Source organism: Ancalomicrobiaceae bacterium S20 (assembly GCA_040269895.1).
GTDB lineage: Bacteria > Pseudomonadota > Alphaproteobacteria > Rhizobiales > Ancalomicrobiaceae > Methyloraptor > Methyloraptor flagellatus.
Window position 1 is genome coordinate 1,222,578 of the sequence record CP158568.1, and the last position, 23,349, is coordinate 1,245,926.

Here is a 23,349-nt window from a genome sequence, read left to right on the forward strand (position 1 = left end):
TCATTGCCGTTGCTCTATGAACGGTGCGGAATACTACTATCAGGAAAGCGAATCGCAATCAATAGGAGCGTTTCATATTCATTTATCGTTATAATTGTAGTTTCGCCATGGTATGCATCAATATCTCTTATGAGGGCACCCTAACTCGTCTGCACGTCAATGGCGAGTCATTTTTATCTCCGGTCGTAATTGACGTCAATGTACCTAAGGATTGTGGTCTCCGGCGGGGGAGGCGCGCAGGTGTCGCCACAGTCGTGACTGTAATTCCGTAGATCCAGTCGCGGGTGGAGTGATCCGTCTATCCCGGAGCCGTGGCAGTTGGAGCGGGCTATACTTGGTGGCCCGCGGAGCGATCACCGAGAGTGGGTCGTTCGACAGGTTAGTACGGAAGATGGCTGCACACTCAACGGTTGCGTCTACGTGCCGATATCATTGTATACATGGCGGCGGCCGGCCCTTTGCGGCCGGCGGGCACCGCCTCTGTGCTCCGGGGCGGGCGGTCGTCGCGACATGGGCGACGAGGGTGAAGGAAAGCGCGCTGCGCAGCTTCGGCCGGCGCGGCCCTTGTCCGGGCCGAACGTTAACGGGCTTCGTATCGGGACGTGATGAGAAATCCGACCGGCGGCCGATATGGTGCCGGCCGGCAGGTTCTGGCGGTCGAAGGTCTCCGGCAGCCTGCCCGGGTCCGACGCTCCCTTTCGGCCGACCGCCGCTCGCCGTAGGGCGGCCCGGTCGCCGTCACTCGCTATGCCGCGACCCGGTCGCGACGGCTCAATAGCTGACGAACAGCCGTGCCTGGACGTTGAAATCGCCGGCGCGCGTGTAGGTCGCATCGCTCAGGGCGAAGCCGCCGACCACGCTCGCGGTGAAGCCGCCCTCGATCGTGTAGTCGAGGCCGAGGCCGGCGCCGGCGAGGGAATAGTCCTTGCGCGGCACCGGGCCGGCGATGCCCTGATAGCCGAATGTCCGGCCCCAGCCGAAATCGAGGAATGCGAAAGGCGAGGCTCGGTCGGTGATCGCGGCGCCGCCAAAGGCCGACAGGACGGAAAAGGTCGGTGTCCTGAGCTCGTTGCGCCAGACGATACCGGTGTCGACGGAGGCATCGTCGATCGTATAGCCGCGCGTCGCGTAGAGACCGCCGAGGCCGAGTTGCTCGGTATCCGGCAACGGCTCGCCGGCTGCGGTGCCGGCGATACTGGCGACCCAGTTCCAGCCGGCCGGCAGCCGTGTCACCCGGTTGATCGCCGCGGTGCCGTAGGCGGTCTCGACGCTGGTCACCCGGCCGCCGCTGTAGGTGCTCCAGCGCGAGCCGGCGTTGCCGCCGAGCACGCCGCCCGGGTTGGCGATCAGCCGGAGATCGATCGAGGTCGCACCGAGCGCGTCCGTCTTCGAGAACGACCAGCCGGCGAAGAACTCGAACAGGTCGGCGCTGGCGCCGCCGATGTTGGTGCCGGTGAACCAGCTGTCGCGCGATACGGTCTTGCCGACCGCGCCGACGACGAGATCGCCGGCCTGCAGGCCCGGCGCGAAATTGGAGATCGCGCTCCGCCAGGTGACCGGGATTTCGAGCGTCTCGTTGGTGAAGGCGAAGCTGCGGTCGAGCCCGTTCTGCCGGCTGGCGACCCAGCTCGGCGCGATTTCGAGGCTCTGGCGCGCACCGGTCGAGATCACCAGGCGGCCGGCCTGGCTGTGGTAGTTCGGCTGGTTCGCGCCCGCGCCGATCGACGCGGGATTGGACCACAGGTTCGGGCTGCCGGTGACCTGATAGGAGACGAAGCTCTCCGGAATGCCCGGCAGCGCCGCGCCGAAGCCGGCGAAGAAACGGTCGAATCCAGTCGCGTGGCTGCCGGTGTTGGTCCAGCCGCCGAACACCTGCCAGGGCTTGGCCTGCGCAACTTCGAGCGTCAGGGTGCTGAGGCCGAGCGCGTCGCCCGGCGCGAACACGCCGTTGACGGTCCGATACGGCTGCCGGTTGAGCCAGGCGAGGTCCTCTTCGAGCGCCTCGGCCGCGATCCGCTCGCCCTGAGCCGCGCGAACACGGGCCCTGAGCGCGTCCTCGGTACCGGCCGCCGCGCCGGTCGTCTTGACCGCGCCGATGCGGAACTCGACCACGCGCAGCGTGACGACGCCGCGCGTCACCTCCTGCGGCGGCACGGTGACCGAAACGAACGGGTAGCCGGCGGTCCGGTAGACCAGCGCGATCGCCGCCTGGATCTCGCCGATGCGCTTGCGCGACAGCGGCTTGCCGAGGAAGGGCGCCAGCGCGGGCTCGATCGCGGCGCGGTCGACGGCGCCGATCGCGCCGACCCGGATGCCGGTCGCGGGCTTCTTCGCCGGCGTTTCGGTCGCGCCGATCAGCGTGATGCCCGAGAGCGAGACGCCGAACGGGGTGTCGTCCTCGGCGCCGGAGAGGTCCTGCGGCCCGATGACCAGTCGCCCGGTCCCGGCCGCGACCGGCGGCAGATTGCGCTCGACCGGTGGAACGACCTGCGCGAGCGCAGTCCCGCCGATGGCCACGACGCCGCCGAACAGCAGAGTTCCCAGCACCTTCACGCCGTTTAAAGCCGCCCTCATCGGTTCATGGGCTCCTGAAACTCAGCCACCGGCCGACGGGCAGGTTGTCTTGCACGGGAAGGAAGGCACAGCGCCCACTCGACGAGGTTCCATCGCACGAACCCGCCCGAGCCGTCGAGGGGGAAGCCGTCGCCGACGGTCCGGGTTGCCCGGCGCTGGGCGGGTTCGAGCCGGCCGGATTGGACCCGGGCGAGGGGACGCGGCCGGGCAGGCCGAGGAACGCGATCAGGTCGCGTGTGTCGATGGTCGTGACGATCTGATCGGGCACGTCGGTCTCGACGAAGGTCGGAACGATCGGTCCCGTCGGCGCGGGGGGCGGTGGCGGCGTCGCGACGTCGACCACGGTCAGCGTGCCCGGCACATAGGTCAGCACGTAGTTCGCCGAGGCGCCGAGGCTCCCCTGCAGGATCGCGTAGCGGCCGGCCGGCGAGCTGCTGTCGGCCGCGGTCGAAAGGGCGCCCGAGAGCACGTCGCCGGCGGCGAGCCCGCGTCCGCCGATCCGGTAGGTGAGGGCGGGATTGTTCGTGCCCACGACCCGCGTCTTGTCGTCAGCCGTCACCGTGATCGGCCGCGGCGTGACCCGAAGCGTGCCGCCGACGAAGCTCAGCGTATAATTGGATGAGGCCGCCAGCGTGCCCTGGCCGATCGCGTAGTCGCCGACCGCCGCCGTCGATGTCGCCCCGGTCGCGAGCGCGCCGGTCAGCGTGTCCGATCCATAGAGACGACCGGTCGAGACGGTGTAGGTCAGCGTCGGCACGGCATCGCCGTAGACCATCGTGTTTCCGTCCGCGCCGACCGTCAGCGCGGCGCGCCCGATCGTCAGTGTCGCGGGCGTGTAGGTGATGTCGTAGTTGCCGGAGGTCAGGCCCGAGGCGGTCAGCGCGTAGCTGCCGGCGTTGATCGCGCCCTGCGCGGCGCCGCCGTAGACGAGCGTGCCGCCGAGGCTCGAGGCCGTGTCGCTGCCGACGAAGCCCGCATAGGAGACGCCGTTGCCGCCGGTATAGGCCGCGCCATCGTAGGTCTTGGAGGCCGCGCCGACGAGCACGCTGAGCCCGGCGCGCCCGATCGTCAGTGTCGCGGGCGTGTAGGTGATGTCGTAGTTGTTCGAGGTCAGGCCCGAGGCGGTCAGCGCATAGCTGCCGGCATTGATCGCCCCCTGCGCGGCGCCGCCGTAGACGAGCGTGCCGCCGAGGCTCGCCGTCGTGTCGCTGCCGACGAAGCCCGCATAGGAGACGCCGTTGCCGCCGGTATAGGCCGTGCCGTCATAGGTCTTGGAGGCGCCGTTCACCAGCACGGTGAGGCCGGCCCGGCCGATGGTCAGCGTCGAGGGCGTGTAGGTGATGGTGTAGTTGTTGGAGGTGAGGCCCGAGGCGGTCAGCGTGTAGCTGCCGGCGTTGACCGCGCCCTGCGCGGCGCCGCCATAGACGAGCGTGCCGCCGAGGCTCGCGGCCGTGTCGCTGCCGACGAAGCCCGTGTAGGAAACGCCGGCGCCGCCCGCATAGGCGAGCCCGTCGTAGGTCTTCGTCGCCGCGCCCACGGCGACCGCGAGCCCGACCTTGGCGACCGTCAGGGTTCCGGGCGTGAAGGTGATGTCGTAGCCGAACTGGCTCGAATAGAACCCGGAGAGCCGGAGGCCTGCACCGGAATAGGTGCCGGCGTCGGCGCTCGATGCGGTGTAGATGGCCGTACCGGAGACGAGCGCCGTCGTGTAGCCGGGCGGGTTGTAGGTCAGCGTGCCGACGCTGGTCGAGGTCGCCGAGCCGTCGTAATTCTTCGACCCCGCGCCGCCGGTGACCGTCAGGCCGGTCATGAAGTTGCGCAGCAGCGGCGCGGTGAAGCCGTCGTAGATGCGCCACGTCGATGCCGTGCCGCCGGTGTCGTCGATCGACCAGCCCGCGCCGGAAAAGAACGACAGGCTGGTCATCTCGGTCGTGGTCCGGCCGGTCACGCCGGTCGCCGTGCCGGTGCCGACGCCGAGCGTGGTCGCCGACGTGGTCGTGTTCCAGGCGCTCGCCGTGACGGTGCCTGAATTGCTGCCGACGAGGCCGCCGTAGGTGCCGCCGGAGCTCGGCAGCGCGCCGGTCGCGTAGCTGCTCGCGATCGTGCCGGTGTTGACGCCCACGAGCCCGCCGCCGTTCGCGCCGCCGCTGATCGCGCCGGTCGCGTAGGTATCGGAGATCGCGGCCGCATTGGAGCCGACGAGGCCGCCTGCGTCGGTATCGGACGCGGCCGTGATCGCGCCGGTCGCGAAGGAGCGCCCGATCGTGCCGGCGGTCGTCCGGCCGACGAGACCGCCGGCGCTGACGCCGGCCGCTCCCGCCGTAACGGCGCCCTGCGCATAGGACGTGGTGATGGTGCCGGCATTGGAGCCGACCAGACCGCCGACCGTGGTGTTCGCGATCACCGTCAGCGCTGTGGCCGTGGACGACGAGCCGGTGATCGAGCCGGTGTTGGTCCCGACCAGGCCGCCGACGCCGCCCGCGCCGGCGGCGCCGCTGTTGCGGGCCGAGCCCGAGGTCACGACGTTGGTGATCGTGCCCGCGTTGGTGCCGGCGAGCACGCCGGCGTGGAGGCCGCGGACCGATCCCGAGATCGTCAGGTCGTGCACGGTGCCGGCGGCGCCGATCACGCCGAACAGGCCGGCGGCGATCGTCGGCTGCCCGACTGCGAGATTGCTGATCGTGTGACCGGCTCCGTCGAGGCTTCCCGTGAACGCCGTCGTCGTGTTGCCGATGGGCACGAAGCCGTTGTTGGTGGTCCAGGCACCGGTTGCCGTGGCGTCGATATCGTTCGCGAGCACGAAACGCTGCGAGGTGAGGCCGGTCGAGCCGATGCCCTGAAGTCCGTAGACGTCGGCGATGCGGTACGGCGTCGCCACCGACCCGTCGCCGCCGAGCACGCGCAGGAATGTCGCGCCGGCGCTGATCGAGAAGTCGGTCGGCGTGAACGTCGGCAGCGAGGCGGCGATCTGGCGCCAGGTGCCGCCGGCCAGCCGGAACGTGCCGACGTTGATCGTGCTCGATGTCGTCGCGGTACCCGCGGCCGAGACGATCAGCGTGCCGCCGGAGCTCGTTACCGCGCCGCCGAGGCTCATGTCGCCGCTGTTCGTGGTCGAAAGCGTCAGCACCGAGACGCCCGACAGGCTGACAGCATCGGCGATGCTGAGCAGCCCCGCCGCCGAGGCGGTCAGCGAGGCCGAGACGGTGAACGTGCCGCCGCTGTCGAGTGAGAGCGCACCGGACGAGCCGATGTTGGCGTTCAGCGTGTAGTTGCCGGTCGTGTTCAGATAGACGCCGTAGCCCGCTGTGGTGGTCAGCGGTGCGAAGGTCGACGACGACAGGAACGACAGATCGGTATCGGCGTAGGCGCCGCGGGCTGCGAGATAATTCGTCCGCGTCGCGGTCAGCGTCGACTGGCCGGTGATCAGGTGGGCCGCGGTGCCGTAGATGGCGACGTTCTGGATGCCGTTGGTGCCGGCGACGTCCGAGAAGGCCGCGCCCTTGGTGGAGCCGTTGTCGAGATAGGCGAGGGCGCCGGTCACGGCGAGTTTCGAGGCGTCGGCGAGGATGTAGTAGTAGCCGTTGTCACCGGTCACCGCGCTGCCGATCGCGACGCCGCCCGACACCGCCGTCACCGCCTTCGCCGATAGAACGGTCGAGCCGGCGTCGCTGTAGGCCACGCCCGAAACGGCGATCGGCGTGGTCGAATAGCGCCAGCCGAAATAGGGGTAGAGGTTCGCACCCGTCCCCCAGATCGAGGACGAGAAGCCGGCCGGCAGCGATCCCTGCAACTGGGCCGTCGTGCGCGCGGTGACACTGCCCGATCCGCCGGCCATGCCGCCCGACTGGCCGCTGGTCTGCGTGTCCCAATAGACGTTCGTCAGTGCCGCGGCGTTGTTGTTGTTGTAGCCGGCGAAGCCGCCGAGCTGCGCAGGCCCCGTCACATAGCCGGTCGAATAGGCGTTCGTGATGGTGCCGTTGACGAAGTTCACGCCGACGAAGCCGCCGATGTTGCTCGCCGTGCCGGTGCCGATCGCCGGACCGGTGGCATAGGAATCGGTGATGGTCCCTTCGTTGTGCCCGACGAAGCCGCCGACAGGCCCGGAGGCGCCGGTCACTATACCCGTGGCATAGGAGCGGGAGATCGTGCCGCCGTTGCCGGAGTAGCCGTTCGCACCGACGAGGCCGCCGATATAGCCGTTGCCGGCGCTCGTATTGGTCCCCGTCACATTGCCGGTCGCATAGGACTGCGTGACGCTGCCGGCGTTGACCAGGAAGCCGACAAGGCCGCCGACCTGGTATCCGGCGCCCGTCACGTTTCCACTCGCGGACGAGCTGCTCACGCTGCCGCCGTCCACCGTGCCGATGAGGCCGCCGCTGTTGACCTCGCCCGCGCTCACGCCGCTCACCGTAGCGCTGGCGGAGGCGGCGGACACGGAGCCGCCCAGCATGTAGCCGATCAGTGGCCCGACGCCGTCGTTGCCGGTGATGCTGCCGCCCAAAAGCGTGACGTTGGCGATCGTCGCGCCGTTCGTAAAGCCGAACAGGCCGACATAATTGGTGGCGCCACGGGTGATGGTGAGGCCGGTGATCGTATGATTCTGGCCGTCGAAGCTGCCGGTGAACTTGGTTGAAGTGTCGCCGACCGGCACGAAGCCGGACGCGCCCCAGAGGCCGCTGTAATAGCCGCCGCTCCCCACGGCGAGCGCGCTCGTCAGGTCGACGTTGGCGCCGAGCTTGTAGCTGCCCGCGAGGTTCTGCGACATGAGCTGCAGTGCCGCCGGCGTCGCGATCACCGTCGAATACTCGTTGCGCAGCATGGGGCGGGTCTCGCCCGCGATCATCACCCAGGTGTTGGTGAAATCGAAGCCGCTGTAGGTGGACTGCGTGCGCGGGGCGGCCGACACGTCGACGGCCGTACCGGTGATGGTCGAGCCGGCGGTGTTGCCGCCAGCAGACGACCGTCCCGTCGCGTTGGCGTCCCAATAGGCATTGGTGAACGTGATGGAACTGGGACTTGCCGCATCGTCGGCGCCGATCAGGCCGCCCGAGCTCGCGCTCGCTCCGGTCACCTGGCCGGAGGCGTAGACGTTGGATAATGTGAGCGGCGTCGCGCTGAAGACCTCTCCGACGAGCCCGCCGGCATCCGCCGCCGCTGTCACGGCACCGGTTGCGTAGGAGTCCGATATCGTGCCGCTGTAGAGAATCCGGCCGGCGAGCCCGCCGGCTCCGTTGGCCGTGGCCGTCACGGACGCCGACGAGGAGGATTTCGACAGGGTCGTATCCACGAGCCAGCCGGTGATGCCGCCCGTCTCCTGCGTTGCGGAGATGGCGCCGGTGACATGGATGTTGGTCAATGCGGATGTGTCGGACCAGCCGGCGAGGCCGCCGACGCGGGCCGCGCCGGTGATCGAGACGTTGGACAGCGTGACGTCGCGCAAGGTGGCGGCGTTCGCGTAACCGAAAAGCCCGATGATCGAAGTGCTCGGCCGATTGATGGTCAAGCCGTCGATGAAATGGCCGAGCCCCGTGAAGGTGCCGGTGAACGCCGTGCTCGAGTCGCCGATCGGCACGAACCCGGCGCCACTGTTCCAGCCGGCGGTCGCCGACGCGTCGATATCGTTGCCGAGAGCGTATCTGCCGGCGGTGCTCATGGCCTGCAGGCCGGTCAGGTCGTGCACGAGCGTGTAGGACGCGCCGCCGATCGAGAGTGTGGCGCCGCTGTCCGGCAAGGAGACGCGCGCGCCGTCGATCAGGCTGTAGCTGCCGCCGAAGGCGAGGCTGACCGCGGCATTGGCGCCGCTCCGTGTGACGTCCTTGCCGATCTTCAGATCGCCGGCGGCGGACAAGGTCAGGCTCGAGCCGGAATGCGCGTCGGCCAGCGCGCCGCTGATGGTGAGATCGCCCGACGAGGTGGTGAGCGACAGCGTGCCGTTGCTGGTGATGGCGCCCGAGACCGTCAGGGACTGCCCGTTGGTGAAGGCAAACGATCCGGCCGCGCTCGACGCGCCGAGCGTCCCGATCAGGTTGCCCGTGTTGGTCAGCGCGACCGAGCCGCCGTTGGCGGCCGTCACGGTCAGCGTTCCCGCGCGGATCGCGGTGCCGCCGGCCTGGTTGATGCCGCCGGATCCGGCGCTCAGGATCAGGCCGCTCGCCGCGTTGCTGCCGGTGAGATTGGCGTTGACGAAGACGCCGCCCGTGGATGCGTCCGCGAGCAGCGACAGCGTCGTCGCCGCGCTCCACGACACCGCGGCACTCACGGTGATGTTGCCGGCTTCCGTCCCAGCGCCGTTGGTGGTGATGGCGACGTTGCTGGACGCGAGGTAGGAGGCGAGCGTCGTATTGTTGATGTTGGCGCCGCTGGCAGTTGGAGCGACCCGCCACGGGTCGCCCGAAACGTCGACCTGGACATTGCTGCTTCCCGACGACGAGATGGTGACGTCGTAGGGGTCGATGAGCCAGAGGCCGGTCTTCCCTTGCGCCGAGAGCGTCGAGATCGAGACAGTGTCGCCGAGGACCAGATTGTGGCCGGAGGTCTCGACCGTGCCGCCCGCCGCGGTCCCGGTCGCCGTCGCCGAAATGTTGCCCGCAAAGATCGTCGTGCGGTCCGACCAGACCACGGCGCGCCCGCCGGCGCCGGCCGTGCCATCGACCAGGATGCGGGCGCCGGCGTCGACCACGGTGTTCGTCGCGGTCGCGACGGTCTCGGCGAGGAACTTCGAGGTCGGATCGTAGCCGCCACGATAGTCGCCGCCGACCAGCACCGTGCCGCCGCTCGTGCCGCGCGCGTCGATCCGGGCGGTCGAGGCCAGCGACACCTCGCGGCCGGTCACGACCACCGTGCCGCCGGCATCGCCCTTGCCCCGGGCCGATATCTTACCCGAGACCTTCACGGTGCCGCCGGAGACCCTGATGTCGCCACCCCGGGCCTTGCCGCCGGCCGCGGTCGCGCGCGCCGAGACCTTCTGGGCCACCGTGACGGTGCCGCCGTCGCCGGCGGTCAGGAAGATCCGGCCGCCCCTGTTGGCGACGCCGGTCGCCTTGGTCAGGCTCGCGGTGTTGCCGGCGAGCGCATAGACGTTGCCGCCATTGGCCTTGAGCTCGGCCTCGGCCGCCTTGATCACGCCGGAGGTCTTCGCCTCGGTATCGGCGCCGCCGACCTTGACCACGAACTTGCCGTCGGAGAGCGCCGTCGCGGACCAGGACCTCATAGCCCGCCGCGAGGCCGACCGTGCCGTTCGGCGCCGTGATGGTGCCGGCATTCTCGACCCTGCGCGCGATCAGCGCGACGTCGCCGCCGAGGGAACCGATCGTGCCGTAATTGGTGACGCTCGCGGTGCTGGTGCCCTTGAAGGTCATGGCGCCGCCGGCCTTGAAGGCCGCGTCGCTGACGTCGTGGGTCGAGGCGACGAAGCTGCCGCCGGTCGTGACGGTGCCGCCCGGCCCAACGGTGATGCCGTTCGGATTGACCAGATAGACGCTGCCCGACGCGGTCAGCGACCCGTCGATCTGCGAGGCCGAGAGGCCGGTGACGCGGTTCAGCGTGGCGCCCGAACCGTTTTCGAATCGGACCGTGCCGCCGGCGCCGACCGAGAATCCGCCCCAGGTGATGATCGCGGTCGGGGAGGACTGGGTGATGACCGTGCTCGCCGCCGAGGGCGTCGCGATCGCCGCCGTACCCGAAACGACGCTGCCCGCGGTCGGCATGACGGCGGGCGCGGTGGTCGGCAGCGCCTGGCCGATCGCGGCGACCGGCAACGCGATGAAACCGAGCGCAGTGCCCGACAGCAGAACGAGCGCTCGCTGCCGGACGACACCCTGTTTCGAACCGTTTCGAAGCGCGCGACCGTCCATTCACACTCCCCCCATCCATGCGACATAGCGCAACTCAGGGCGGTCGTGGGAGATGCTTTTTGTCACGATCGGCAACTCGGCCGGTGAGCGTGACATTCCTGCGTCGGTCCGCCCAGTGGACCGTAACAAGATGGTTCCGTAAGGGAAATTCCGCTCGGCGCCCAATGATCGCCGTTCTCGCCCATCTTGGGAACCTGACAGGGACAGCAAGTATTGGTTGTGGTTGCTCCGGTGCGGTCGCTCGGCGGACGGATGCCCTGGAGAAAGGTCGCGCGGAACAGCGCGCATCGTATTGCGGGGCTCGCCGCGACACGGGAAAAGGCCTGTCGACGGACAGGCCTTTCCGCATGACCCGATGTCTCGGTTATCCCGCCGCTGTCGCCTTGGCTCGGACCGCTCCGGCAGCCGCAGCGCCGCGCGGCACCTCAGAGCGCTTCGTCGCGGATGCCGTTGCGCAGGATGCCGATGCCGTCGCATTCGACTTCCACGGTGTCGCCGGGCTTCAGCCACAGCGGCGGGGTGCGCTTGGCGCCGACGCCGCCGGGCGTGCCGGTCGCGATCACGTCGCCCGGCTCGAGGCGGGTGAAGGACGAGCAGTATTCGATGATCCGGGGCACGTCGAAGATCATCTGTTCGAGCAGCGCGTCCTGCACGACCGCGCCGTTGACGCGCGTCTGCAGGCGCTGCGGCCCGAGTGCGCCGAATTCGTCGGGTGTCACCAGCCAGGGCCCGAACGCACCGGTGTCCGGAAAATTCTTGCCCGGGATGAACTGGTGGGTGTGACGCTGGAAGTCGCGGATGCTGCCGTCGTTGTAGAGCGAGTAGCCTGCGACGTGGGCGTAGGCGTCGGCGCGCGAGATGTAGCGGCCGGCCTTGCCGATCACGACGACCAGCTCGCCCTCGTAGTCGAGGTCGCTCGACACCTTGGGGCGGACGATGTCGGCGAGGTGGCCGGTCTGGCTGTTGGCGTAGCGCGCGAAGATGGTCGGGTTCTCGACCTCGGTGCGGCCGGTCTCCTTGCGGTGCATCTCGTAATTGAGGCCCACGCACAGGATCTTGTCCGGGTTCGGCACCACGGGCAGGAACGTCACGGAGGCGATCGGATGACGCGGGGCACCCGCGGCGGCGGTCGCGGCGGCGGCGAGCCGCCCGGTCGCGATCGCGGTCTTCAGGTCGGTGGCGAGACCGCCGAGATCGACGACGTCGGCGCCGTCGACGAGGCCCCAGCTGGCCGTCCCGCCGACGGCGAAGGTCATGAACTTCATGGGCAGAGTCCTTTCGGGCGGAGCGCCGGTGGCGCACCGATGGTGCAGAGGGAGGGAAGGGCGAGCCTCAGGCCGCGCGGGCGAGCCGGCGGCCGAGGGTCGTGATCAGGGCCAGGAGGTCGGCCGCGGTTGCGGCCGTGCCGAAGACGTAGTGGTCGGGCCGGACGACCGCCGCGCCGACGCCGTGGCCGGCGAACCAGCGGGCGAGCACGCCGTCGCGCTCGGCGAGGCCCGGGCCGGCAGCATTGGGGCCGCCGGCATCGCCGCCGGAGATCCGGACGATGGTCAGACCCGCGGCCTTCGCCGCGGCGTCGATCGCCGGATCGGCGGCGAACGACGCGTCGAGCACGAGCCGCCAGCCGGTGCCGGCGACTGCGTCGAGCAGGCGGTCGCCCTCGGCCGCGCGGATCCACGGCTGCGGGAACAGCGTGCCGGCAGCCGGCGTGTCGCCGGCGACGACGCCGGTGCGCAGCGGCGGCACGATCTCCTGCCGCGTGATCGTGCGCGGCGCGCCGCCGCCTTCGGCGAGGATGCGGGCATCGCGCTCGCGCGCGGCGACCGGATCGCGTTCGCAGATGACGTGACCGATCGTCTTGATCCGGCCGGTCAGTTCGCGGACGTGGGCGGCGCGTTCCTCGCCATAGCTGTCGAGCAGCGACGGATCGGCTTTGCCCTCGATCACGCTCGCGAGCTTCCAGACCAGGTTCGACACGTCGCGCAGGCCCTGGCACATGCCCTGGCCGATGAACGGCGGTTGCTGGTGCGCGCTGTCGCCGGCCAGGAACACCCGGCCGTCGCGCCAGCGCTCGGCGACGAGCGCGTGGAACCGGTAGCTCGACGCGCGCCACAGGATCGCCTCGTCGGGGCTCAGCCACTTCGACAGCAGGCTCCAGACCCGCTCCGGCTTCTCCATCGCGAACCGGTCCTCGTCCGGCAGCAGCATGATCTCCCAGCGGCGATGATTGCCGGGACCGATCACGAAGGTGGTCGGCCGCGCCGGGTCGCAGAACTGCGCGGAGGTCTGCGGCAGGCGGGCGAGCGCGGCCGCGTCGGTCACGCGCACGTCGACGACCAGCCAGGGTTCGTCGAAGACGAGATCGTCGAGCCGGATGCCGAGCTGTTGCCGCACGCCGCTCGACGCGCCGTCGCAGGCGATCACCCAGTCGGCGCGGATCGACCCGTCGCGGCCCTCGGCGTCGCGGATTAATAGCGTAGCGCCGTCGGCGTCCTGCTCGACGCGGACGACCTCGGTGCCGAGTTCGACCGTGACGGCGGGAAGTCCGCTGGCGTGGGCGCGCAGGGCCTCCTCGACCGGCGGCTGGGTGAACACCATGCTCGGCACGTAGCCGAGCGGGTAGGGCTCCGGCACCATGTCGATGCGCCGGATGAGCTGGCCGTCGGCGCCGAAGTGCTGCGAGGCGGTGAACGGCGCGACATGGGGCCGGACCGCGTCGGCGATCCCCATGTTGTCGAACAGCCGGAAGATCTCGTGGTCGAGCGCGATGGCGCGCGGCTTGTCGTAGACGTCGACGAGGCGGTCGACCACGTAGGTCGAGATGCCGCGCGCGCCGAGCAGGGCGGCGGCGACGGAGCCGGCCGGACCGAAGCCGACGATCGCGACCTGGACGTGGGGCGGGCGGGAACGGGATCCGTTGGACAAGGGAATTCTCCCGGATCAGGGGGCGGAAGCGGGGAAGGGGGCGTGGAGCACGGCGAGCTGCGCGGCCTTGCAGACCTCGGTCTTCGGCGGCGCGATGCCCCATTGGTCGGTGCGGCCGGGCGGCCAGACCCAGTCGGAGGGGCCGCGCACGACATAGGCGTCGTCGACCTGCAGGACCTCGGCCGTGTACTCGACCACGACGCCGAGCGGATCGACGAAATAGGCGAAGACGTTGTCGCCGGGCCCGTGGCGGCCGACGCCCCAGCCGATGCCGTGACCGGCGTCGATCATCCGGCCGGAGGCGCGCATGACCGACTCCCAGTCGGGCACCAGGAAGGCGATGTGGTTGAGGCCGTCGACCGAAGCCTGGGCGAGCACGACGGCGTGGTGGTCGGCGTTGCAGCGCAGGAACGCCATCATCTTCGAGCGGTCGGTCAGCTTGAAGCCGAGCGCGCGTTCGTAGAACCGGGCGGAGGCATCGACATCGACGCTGTTGATGTTGACGTGGGCGAGGCGGAACGCCAGATCCGGCCGCTCGGCGCCATCGGCATGGCGCCCGTCGCCGTGGACGAAGCGCAGCACACCGCCGTGCGGCTCACGGAGCACGAGCAGCGAACCGCCGCCCGGCTCGTCGGTGAGGAGGCTCTGCGCCAGGATCTCCGCACCCTCGGCGACGGCGCGGATCGCAATCTCCTCGAGTGCCGCGGCGTCGGCGGCGCGGAAGGTCACCGACCGCAGCGCCGAGACCGGCCCGCGATAGAGCGCCAGCACGTAGGCATCGTCGCCGGTCGCGCGGAGATACGCGGCGTCGTCACGCCGCTCGACCAGCGTCAGCCGCCAGGGGCCGGTGTAGAACGCGATCGAGGCTTCGAGGTCGGGCGTCTCGATCTCGGCGCTGCGCAGCGCCGTGACAGGAAAGCGGGTCATGGTTGCCCTCCCGGGGCGAGCGCGAGGAAGCGCTCGGCGTTGGTCGCGATGAGCCGCATGCGGCGCTCCGGGTCGGCGAAGGTCGCCTCGATCCGGTCGATCGGCGTGCGGTCGTGGAAGTTGAACGGATGGTCGGTGCCGATCATCACGCGGTCGTCGCCGAAGAGGTCGACGAGCCGGGCGAGCGTCGGGCCGTCATAGACGAGACCGTCGAAAAAGAGCCGCCGCGCCTGATCGAGCGGTGGCACGGGCATCTCGGCGCCGAGCGCCGGGAACACCTTGTGCCCCTCGATCAGCCGCGGCAGCAGCAGGCCGAACGTGCCGCCGCCGTGGCTGAAGGCGATGCGCAGGTCTGGATGGCGGACCATCAGGTTGCCGGTCACGGCGGAGGCGGCGGCGAGACCGACGTCGGTCGGATAGGCGAGCACCTGCTGGAGCTGGCCGGGCCCGACCAGCCGGTCCATGCCGGTCGGCCTCAGCGCATGGACGAACACCGCCGCCCCGAGCCGCTCCGCCTCGGCGAAGAACGGCGCGAACTCGGGCGCGCCGATCGGCTTGCCCTCGACGTTGCTGCCGATCTCCACGCCGAGGAAGCCGAGTTCGCCGACGACGCGGTCGAGCTCGCGGATTGCGCGGTCGAGATCCTGCAGCGGCACGCCGCCGAAGCCGGCGAGCCTGCCGCCCGACCGCGCGACCATCTCGGCCGTGCGGTCGTTGATGTAGCGCAGGAGGTCGTCGGCCGCGTCGGGCTCCATCCAGGTCGACAGCAGCTCGGGCATCGGCGAGACGACCTGGAGATGGATGCCCATCCGGTCGAGCTCGGCGATGCGCTTCTCGACGTCCCAGCACAGGTCCGAGACGGTGCGGTAGGGCTTGCCCGCGATGGTCACGGTCTTCGCGCAGGCGCCGGCCTCGGCCATCGACGGCCAGGACGTCGGCTCCGGCACGCGGATCGAGCGCGGGAACGCCTCGGGCACGACGTGGGCGTGGATGTCGATGCCGCAGGTGCAGCGGGTCAGGATCGCCATCGCGCCACCTCAGCCGTAGAGGGCGCGCGGCAGCCACAGCGCGATCTCGGGGAACAGGAGCAGGAGCACGATCAGGACCAGCGGCGCGATCAGGTAGGGCAGGATGCCGCGATAGATCGCGCCGATCTTCACGTCCGGCGCCTGTGCCTGGATCACGAACAGGTTCATGCCGACGGGCGGATGGATCAGGCCGACCTCCACCACGATCACGACGATGATGGCGAACCAGACCGGGTCGTAGCCGAAGCTCTTCACCAGGGGCAGGAACACCGGCACCGTGATCAGGATCATGCCGATCCCTTCGAGGAAGCAGCCCATCACGATGTAGGCGACAATCACCAGCGCCATGACCACGAGGCCGGGCAGCGACAGCGCGCGGGCGGCATCGGCGAGCAGCGTCGGCACCTGGGTCTGCACGATGAAGTAAGAGAACAGGTTGGCGCCGATGATGATCGCGAACAGCGAGCAGCTGGTCTTGACCGCTCCCGACACCGTCTTGACCAGATCGCCGAAGGCGAGCCGGCGGCCGGCGATGCCGAGCAGGATCGCGCCGACCACGCCGATCGAGGCGGCCTCGGTCGGGCTGAAGATGCCGGCGTAGATGCCGCCGATGGTCAGGCCGAACAGGCCGAGGAACTGCCAGGGCGCGGCGAGCGAGCGCAGGCGGTCGACCACGGTCGCCGGCGGGGCGACGGGAGACTCCTCCGGCTTCAGGTGCGCGCCGACGATCGCCACGACGATGTAGAGCGCGGTCAGGAGCAGCCCCGGCAAGAGGCCGGCGGCGAAAAGCTTCGGGACCGATTGTTCGGCGATCGCGGCGTAGATCACCAGGATGATCGACGGCGGGAACAGGATGCCGAGACTGCCGCCGGCGGCGATCGCGCCGGTCGCGACGCGGTCGGAATAGCCGGCCCGGCGCATCTCGGCGAGCGAGATCCGGGTCATTGTCGCGGCGGTCGCGATCGACGAGCCGCACACCGCCCCGAAACAGGCCGAGGCGCAGATCGTCGCGATCGACAGGCCGCCCTTGACGCCCGAGAGCAGGATGCGCGCCGCCTTGAACAGGTCGGCCGAGAGCCCGGTCGTCGAGGCGATGCCGCCCGTGATGATGAAGAGCGGGATCACCGACAGCGTATAGAGCGAGGCGGTGTCGAACGGCGTCGTGCCGAGCAGCGCGACGGCGCTGTCGAAGCCCGAGAGCGCGACGTTGCCGCCAAAGCCGACCACGATCAGCGAAGCCCAGACGGGCACGCGGGCGAACAGCAGCACGAACAGGGCGAGGACGCCGCAGGCGCCGATGAGCGGAGCGGACATCAGTGGCCCTCCGGAACGGGCGAGGCGAGCGCCCCGAGCGCGCTGACGATCGTGCCGGCGAGCCCGACGAGCACGTAGGCCCAGACGATCCAGAGCGGCAGTCCGAGTTCGAGCTTGCGGTCGCCGTACTCGTAGGCCTGGAGCGCCGGGATCAGCATCGCCCAGCCGATCAGCATGAGCGCGGCGATCTGGACGACGTCGGACACGCGGACGAGGCCGCTGCGGACCCGGTCCGGGACGAAATGGTCGACGAGGTCGATCGTGATGTTGCCGCGGACCAGGAACACGGCGGACAGGCCGTGGAACACGAACAGCGCCAGCATGCACTCGACCACGTCGTAGGCGCCGTGGATCGGCTTGCCGAAGGCGTAGCGCATGACGACGTCGGACGTGGTCGAGACCACGATCACCGCCGCCGCGCCCATGGCGAGCCAGGTCTGGACGCGCGCGACGGCGCCCGCGACCGTCCGGAGACGAGAGAACGGCATGTCGATCCCGCTCACTTGATGTAGTCGGCGTAGAACTTGCGCGCCGGCTTGCCGGCCTTCTCGAGCGTGTCGAGGCGCTTTTCGAGCAGCGGCGCGACCTTGGCCTTGACCTTGGCGAGTTCGTCGGCCGGCAGCGTCGTGATCTCGACGCCCTTGGCGACCATGTAGGCGCGGCCGGCGGTCTCGGCGGCGTCGAGCGCGGCGCCGAGCCGTTCGCCCATCGCCGGGCCCGTGGTCTTCTCGATCAGCGCCTGCAGGTCCTTGGGCAGGCTGTCGAACTTCTTCGGGTTCATGACCGTGACGAAGGTCGCGGTGCTGACGCCCGGCTCCATCGAATACCTGACCACCGTGCCGAGGTCGAAGCTCTGGGTCGCCTCGTAGGGGAAGGTCGCGCCGTCGATGATGCCCTTGGCGAGGCCGTCCTGGGTCTCGCCCGGCGGCACCGCGAGCGGCGCGGCGCCGAGCGCGGAGATCACCTCGGCGAACTGCTCGCCGGCGTAGCGGACGCGCAGGCCCTTGAAGTCGTCCGCCTTGCGCAGCGCGACCTTGGCGGTGTGGAACTTCAAGGGCGCGGTCACCATCGCCCAGAGCATCTTCACGCCCGGATATTCCGGCGCGAGATAGGTCGGGAACAGTTCGGTCAGCCGGCGCGAGGCGCGCGCGCTCGATCCGTCGCCGGCCGGGGCGACATAGGCCTCGCTGACGATCTCGGTGATCGAATAGCGCCCCGGCGTCGAGCCGGTCAGGCCGATGGCGATGTCGGCGACGCCGCTGCGCGCGAGGTCGAACTGGCGCTGCGGGGGGCCGAGCTGTGCGGCGGGGTAGAGCTTGAGCTTGAGGCGGCCGCCCGAGGCCTTCTCGAGCTCCTCGCCCCACTTGGTCAGTTCCTTCTGGAACGTGTGGTTCGGCGGCAGGAAGTGCGAGACCTTGAGCTCGAACTCCTCGGCGCGGACCGCGCCGGCGGTGCCGGACAGGAGTGTGCAGGTGACGGCGGCGAGCACGGCTCGGCGCGAAAGGGGACCGGTCATCGTTTCCTCCGGAAGCTCTCGGGTTGACCCATGGTCGGCTTCTTGGGGAGGACCTTGCCGTCTCGTCCGGGAGGCGTCAAGAGAATTTATAAATTATCTCACATCGTGCCGGATTTTGCATTCTCTTGGCCGTCCCATACGGAGCGGTCGGCGAGGATCACGTCGGCCGTGCTGCGGTAGTGGTCGGTCAGCAGCGCGACGGCGCGGTCGGCGTCGCCATCGACGACGGCACGCAGGATCGTCTCGTGTTCGTCGCGGACGTTGCGGCTCTGGAAGGCGCGCCGGATCGACAGCTGGCGGTAGCGATAGAGCAGATCCGCGAGCTGTTCGCAGTATGAAATCAGATACTTGGAGCCGCATCCTGCGATGAGTTGCCGGTGGAACGCCCGATGCAGCCGCTCCCACTCCGGGTTGGTGACGAAGGTCTCCGTCGACAGCGAGCGCGGCGCCTTGGCGAGCCGGTGCCACGCCAGGACAAGGTTCTCCTCCCAGTCCTGCGACGCCGCCGCCATGGATTCGCGCAGCGCCCGTTCCTCGAGCCAGCAGCGCGTGCGAGTCAGCTCGCGCAATTCGTCGGCACTGATTCCGGCGACGACGAAGCCGCGCTGATCGCGGACCTCGACCAGACCCTCGGAGGCGAGCCGGTTCAGCGCCTCGCGCAGCGGCGTTTGGCCGACGGCGTATTCCTCCATCAGAAACTTCAACTGAAGCCTCTGTTTCGGCTTCAGTTTTCCCTCCAGGAGATCGCGGCGCAGCACGTCGCACAGCGCGGACGCTTGCGTCCCGGCATGGGCATCGGCGGAGGGCGGCAGCTCGAAATCTGTCTTCACCGGCGGAGTCCGATGGTTGGTGGGGACGGAGGCTCTGCCGGAATTTATAAAATCTGTGCGCCCACTGCAAGAATTGATCGGCTCGGTGCCCGGAGCGCATCAGGGCGGCCACAGCGCCGTTTTGACCACGCGACCCGATCGAGTGGCACCACATCGCGGCGGGCAAGCCGATCCAGAACGCATTCGTCGAGAGCTTCAACGGCCCGGCGCCGCGACGAGCGGCTGAACGAGCCCGTCTTCTCCTCGCTTGCGGAGGCGAGACGGATCAATGGAACCGGTGGAGCGACCACAGCACCCGCCGCCCCCAATTCGAGCCTCGGTGGTCCCGCGCCAGCGGGGTTCGAGTGGGGGCCGATCAGGCCAAATCTGACGTGCTCCCCGGTTCTGGTCCGGCCGGAACTGGAATTTTCCAGCTCGGTACGGCCCGGAAAGCGGGGAACACGTCAATTCCGCCTGCCTCAAAATCCGCGGCGCAGGACAAATACGGTGTCGTCTAGACCGGCTTGTGCATGAACACCTGCGCGATCAGCGTCGCGCCCAGGAACGTTCCCGCGTTCGCCATCAGCGATACGATGACGATCCGCCAGCCGAGCGCCCGGAAGGCGGGCAGGTCCTTGGCGATCGACAGTCCGGCGAAGGCGAGCAACGGCGTCGCGAGGGCGACGAAGTTGATCTTCGCGGTATAGGCCGAAATGTCCGCCGCGAAGGGCATGGCCGGATAGGTCATCGCCATGGCCACGACCGACACCCAGACGACCGCCGGGACGATCCCCTTGGTCACGACGTAGACCACGTGGCCGACCGCGACCGGCACGAGGATCAGGGCCAAGCCGACGATCACGTCCAACGAGACCGGCGTCTTGTAGGTCACTGCGTTGCCGAACAGCGCGATCGTGCCGGCGACGACCCAGACCAGGACGAGAGCGGGCAGGGAGAAGGTCGTCGCGGCATGGCCCCTCGTGGACACCGGGGATGCCCCGGTCGTGTCGACCTTGGCGAACCGCCCGAGGATCGGCTCGAGGACGCCGTAGGCCCAGACCGTGAACGGAAGCGACAGGAACAACGTGAAATAGGTGCCGATGGTCGTCGTGATCAGGTTCGAGGCCGCCGCGAAGGCGGCGACGTCCTTGGCGACCTCGGGGGGCTGCTGAGCCGCGATCGCGCCCGACGCGGCGGCCATCAGACTGCCAGATCCGACCCCGGCCCCCATCGCCAGCGCGAGCGGATTGAAAATGCCGAGACTGGTGACGAAGCCCGCGAAGAGGGCGATGAAGACGGCGCCGAACACGGTGCCGGTCAGGTATTCGGCGAGCACGCCGCGGCCTTCCGGGCTGGCCATCCCGTATTTCTCTCCGATGATCGCCAGGCTCGGCTCGCGGCCGACGGAGAACGTCGCGCCGATCGCTTCGCGTTTGATGCCGAGGAGGAGCGCGATGGGAAGGCCGAAGACCATCGTCCCGAAGAAATGACCGAATTCCTGGAAGACCAGAGCCCATCCCGAGGCCAGGATCTTCGGCAGAGATCCGCCGACGAGCAGCCCGAGCTTGGCGATGAACAGGAGCAGCGCGGGTTGCAGCACGGCCGCGGCCAGATGCTGCTCGTCCTCCTGGACGGCCACCGCCTTGGGCAATCGAGCCGCGGCGGCGCTCCACGCGAGACCGATGAGTAGCGCCCAGACGAGCGGGAGCAGCACAACCTTGTATGGCCCACCGAGCGGTACCGTGACATTGCCGATCGTCTCGGCCACGACGACGACCACGGCGGCCAAGACGAAAATCTTCGTCATCCGGCGAATGTGTGAGGTTGCGGACGGTTCGGCCGCATTCTGGCTGCTCATGACGGGTCCCCCGATGTTCGAGTGCGGTATGCTGCGCTTCCCTCAGTTGCCGACACCCGGCGCGTAGCCGAAGCCGGCCACCGGTTCCGCGGCTGTTTCGACCCAGACGCTCTTCACCTGGGTGTATTCGTGCAGCGCCTCGATACCGCTCGATCGGCCATAGCCGCTCGCGCCGTAGCCGCCGAACGGCGAGGCGACATTGATGGTCTTGTAGGCGTTGATCCAGAACGTGCCGGCGCGGACTGCGGCGGCGACGCGGTGGCCGCGGGCGACGTCCCGGGTCCAGACCGCTCCGGCGAGCCCGAACTCGGTGTCGTTCGCGATCGCGATCGCCTCGGCCTCGGTCTCGAACGGGATGGCGACGACGACCGGTCCGAAGATCTCGGTGCGCGCCACCGACATCGTGTTATCGACGTCGGCGAGGACCGTCGGCCGGACGTAATAGCCGCCCTCGACGGGAGAACCGTCCGACCCCGCGGCGACCCTGGCCCCCGCGGCGATCCCTTCACGCACCATCCTCAGCACGTGATCGTATTGGCGGGCGTTGTTGATCGGGCCGACTTCGGTATCCGCGGCGTCCGGACGGCCGACCTTCAGACGCGCAGCCCCTTCGGCGACCATCGCGACGAAGCGGTCGTAGATCGACCGTTGGACGAGCAGGCGCGAACCGGCCACGCAGCTCTGGCCGGCGCCGGAGAAGATCGCGGCCTGCGCGCCGATCGCGGCACGGTTCAGGTCGGCATCCTCGAAGACGATGTTGGCCGACTTTCCGCCGAGTTCGAGCACGCAGGGCACGAGCCGCTCGGCCGCGGCGGCGGCGATGCGACGACCCGTCGGCACCGAGCCGACGAAGACGACCTTCGAGACGATCTCGTTCGCGATCGCCGCCTGTCCGGTGGTATGCCCCCAGCCCGCGAGCACGTTGACGAGCCCGACCGGCAGCCCGGCCCGCTCGGCGATCAGGCCGACGGCGATCGAGGAGAGCGGCGTCAGCTCGGAGGGCTTGAGCAGCACGCCGTTGCCCATGGACAGCGCCGGCGCCAGCTGCCAGCCGCAGGTGAAGATCGGCGCGTTCCACGGGGTGATCTGCAACACCACGCCCATCGGCTCCCGCCGGGTGTAGTTGAGATGGGTGGTCGGGACCGGAATGACCTCGCCGTGGAACTTGTCGGCCCAGCCGGCATAGTATTCGAACATCTCCGCGACCTTGGTCACCTCGATGCGGGCGTCGCGGAGCGGCTTGCCGGCGGTCAGCGATTCCAGCCGGGCGAGCGGCTCGGCCTCGGCCAGGATCGCGCGGCCGACCGCCTGCAGAATCCGGCCGCGGCCGAAGCCGGTCAGGCGGCCCCAGGCGACCTGGGCTTCGCGCGCCGACGCCGCGGCGGCTGCAACGACCGCGGCTCCGGCGTCGGCATAGGCGTACAGCGGTTCGCCGGTGGCCGCGTCGGCGACGGTGATCGTGTCGCCGGTGCCGGGCACGATCCGGCCACCGACGAGCGAGCCGACGACGAGATCGCCGGACCAGAGTGGCGCGAGGAGTTCCGCCAGACGCGGATCGATGAAGTGGGTCACGGATTGTCGTCCCGTCGTCAGCGGCTCGGCCGCAGGTCCACGATGCGGTTGAAGTCCTCGGCGTCGCCGATCGTCGCCGCGCTTTCGGCCCAGAGCCGTGCAGCCTCGGCGGCGATGGGCAGGTCGAGGCCCAATTCGTCGATGAGCTGCGCGGCAAGGCGAACGTCCTTGCGCATGAGCTTCATCGTGAAGCCCGAGTCGAAGGCGCCGTTCAGGATCCAGGTCGGGAAGTTGACGAGCGTTACGCCCGAGCGGCCGGACCCGGCATTGAGCCCCTCGAGGAGGCGCTCCGGTTCGACGCCGGCGGCCCGCGCGATCCGCATCGCCTCGGCGCCGGTCAGCAGATGGGCGGCGCACAAGAGATTGTTGACGATCTTGCAGACGTGGCCGGCGCCGACGGGGCCGATGTGCACCCGCTTGGCGCTCATGTCCGCGAGGATCGGTTCCACGCGTGCGATGACGGCGTCGTCGCCGCCGAGCACCATCGTCATGGTTCCGGTTGCGGCACCCTTCGGACCGCCGCTGACCGGCGCGTCGACGAAGTCCATGCCGGCCTCGGCGAGGCGGGCGGCAACCGAACGGGACGTCTCAGGATGTGAGGACGTGGTATCGACGACCACGAGGCCCGCGCGCGGGTGGTCGAGGATGCCGCCGCGTCCGCTGACGACCGCTTCCACCACGTCTGCCGTCGGCAGGGACAGCACGACGACCTCCGCGATCTCGGTCAGATCGGACAGCCGCGCCGTCGTTTCGATGCCCTCGGCGGCGAGCGCTTCCCGCGTCGACGGATCCGCGTCCGTCCCGATGACGCGATGCCCTTTCCGTCGCAGGGTCAGAGCCATGCCCCGCCCCATGTTGCCGAGACCCACGATACCCACGATCGCCATGCATCACTCCGCTTCGTCCGTTTTGTGAACGCTAGCGGAAGCGGAAAGAGCGGGGCACACGAAGTCCGAGCGCCTAGCGTTGCATC

Annotated in this window: 14 protein-coding genes and 2 pseudogenes; 2 read left to right on the forward strand and 14 right to left on the reverse strand. The window is 69.3% G+C overall.

What is annotated here, in order from left to right; translation table 11 throughout:
• Positions 1–771: 771 nt before the first annotated feature.
• The 3 genes and pseudogenes from ABS361_05760 to ABS361_05770 form a co-directional block, all read right to left on the reverse strand.
• Positions 772–2,574, reverse strand: a complete 1,803-nt coding sequence (locus tag ABS361_05760) for a ShlB/FhaC/HecB family hemolysin secretion/activation protein (protein XBY45771.1) — start codon at positions 2,572–2,574, stop codon at positions 772–774.
• Positions 2,575–2,578: 4 nt separating this feature from the next.
• Positions 2,579–9,784, reverse strand: coding sequence for an MBG domain-containing protein (locus ABS361_05765; protein ID XBY45772.1), 7,206 nt, complete (start codon positions 9,782–9,784; stop codon positions 2,579–2,581).
• Positions 9,785–9,833: 49 nt separating this feature from the next.
• Positions 9,834–10,211 (reverse strand): annotated as a pseudogene (locus ABS361_05770) (filamentous hemagglutinin N-terminal domain-containing protein).
• On the opposite strand from ABS361_05770, the gene ABS361_05775 reads away from it, so the two are divergent.
• Complete coding sequence (locus ABS361_05775; GenBank protein XBY47007.1) at positions 10,102–10,455, forward strand: hypothetical protein; 354 nt, start codon at positions 10,102–10,104, stop codon at positions 10,453–10,455. The pseudogene ABS361_05770 and the gene ABS361_05775 sit on opposite strands and share 110 nt — an antisense overlap.
• 397 nt (positions 10,456–10,852) lie before the next feature.
• Here the strand turns inward: ABS361_05775 and ABS361_05780 are convergent, their stop codons facing one another.
• The 8 genes from ABS361_05780 to ABS361_05815 all read right to left on the reverse strand — a co-directional run bounded on the left by ABS361_05780 (position 10,853) and on the right by ABS361_05815 (position 18,895).
• Positions 10,853–11,692 carry a fumarylacetoacetate hydrolase family protein gene (locus tag ABS361_05780; GenBank protein XBY45773.1) on the reverse strand — a complete coding sequence of 280 codons (840 nt, stop codon included), beginning with the start codon at positions 11,690–11,692 and terminating at the stop codon, positions 10,853–10,855.
• A gap of 67 nt (positions 11,693–11,759) precedes the next feature.
• Entirely contained in the window at positions 11,760–13,352 is a 1,593-nt protein-coding gene (locus tag ABS361_05785; protein ID XBY45774.1) for a bifunctional 3-(3-hydroxy-phenyl)propionate/3-hydroxycinnamic acid hydroxylase, read from the reverse strand.
• A 15-nt stretch (positions 13,353–13,367) separates the two neighbouring features.
• Entirely contained in the window at positions 13,368–14,279 is a 912-nt protein-coding gene (locus ABS361_05790) for a VOC family protein (GenBank protein XBY45775.1), read from the reverse strand.
• Entirely contained in the window at positions 14,276–15,307 is a 1,032-nt protein-coding gene (locus tag ABS361_05795; protein ID XBY45776.1) for an amidohydrolase family protein, read from the reverse strand. Before ABS361_05795 ends, ABS361_05790 begins: the two co-directional genes overlap by 4 nt.
• A 9-nt stretch (positions 15,308–15,316) precedes the next feature.
• Complete coding sequence (locus tag ABS361_05800) at positions 15,317–16,621, reverse strand: TRAP transporter large permease (protein XBY45777.1); 1,305 nt, start codon at positions 16,619–16,621, stop codon at positions 15,317–15,319.
• The gene (locus ABS361_05805; protein ID XBY45778.1) at positions 16,621–17,109 is read right to left on the reverse strand and encodes a TRAP transporter small permease; all 489 of its coding nucleotides are present in this window, start codon (positions 17,107–17,109) and stop codon (positions 16,621–16,623) included. The genes ABS361_05800 and ABS361_05805 overlap by 1 nt, the downstream gene beginning before the upstream one ends.
• 11 nt (positions 17,110–17,120) lie before the next feature.
• The gene (locus ABS361_05810) at positions 17,121–18,137 is read right to left on the reverse strand and encodes a TRAP transporter substrate-binding protein (protein XBY45779.1); all 1,017 of its coding nucleotides are present in this window, start codon (positions 18,135–18,137) and stop codon (positions 17,121–17,123) included.
• A gap of 98 nt (positions 18,138–18,235) precedes the next feature.
• Positions 18,236–18,895, reverse strand: coding sequence for a GntR family transcriptional regulator (locus ABS361_05815; GenBank protein ID XBY45780.1), 660 nt, complete (start codon positions 18,893–18,895; stop codon positions 18,236–18,238).
• A 209-nt stretch (positions 18,896–19,104) separates the two neighbouring features.
• Between ABS361_05815 and ABS361_05820 the strand changes: the two are divergent.
• Positions 19,105–19,228: pseudogene (locus tag ABS361_05820) on the forward strand (integrase core domain-containing protein).
• Positions 19,229–19,460: 232 nt separating this feature from the next.
• On the opposite strand, the gene ABS361_05825 reads toward ABS361_05820, so the two are convergent.
• The 3 genes from ABS361_05825 to ABS361_05835 all read right to left on the reverse strand — a co-directional run bounded on the left by ABS361_05825 (position 19,461) and on the right by ABS361_05835 (position 23,263).
• A complete protein-coding gene (locus tag ABS361_05825) occupies positions 19,461–20,726 on the reverse strand; it encodes a DUF3100 domain-containing protein (GenBank protein XBY46823.1) in 1,266 nt (421 codons plus the stop codon).
• Between the two features lie 120 nt (positions 20,727–20,846).
• Positions 20,847–22,376, reverse strand: coding sequence for an aldehyde dehydrogenase family protein (locus ABS361_05830; GenBank protein ID XBY45781.1), 1,530 nt, complete (start codon positions 22,374–22,376; stop codon positions 20,847–20,849).
• A gap of 17 nt (positions 22,377–22,393) precedes the next feature.
• Positions 22,394–23,263: an NAD(P)-dependent oxidoreductase gene (locus ABS361_05835; GenBank protein XBY45782.1), complete on the reverse strand. Its 870-nt coding sequence runs from the start codon at positions 23,261–23,263 to the stop codon at positions 22,394–22,396.
• Positions 23,264–23,349: the final 86 nt, after the last annotated feature.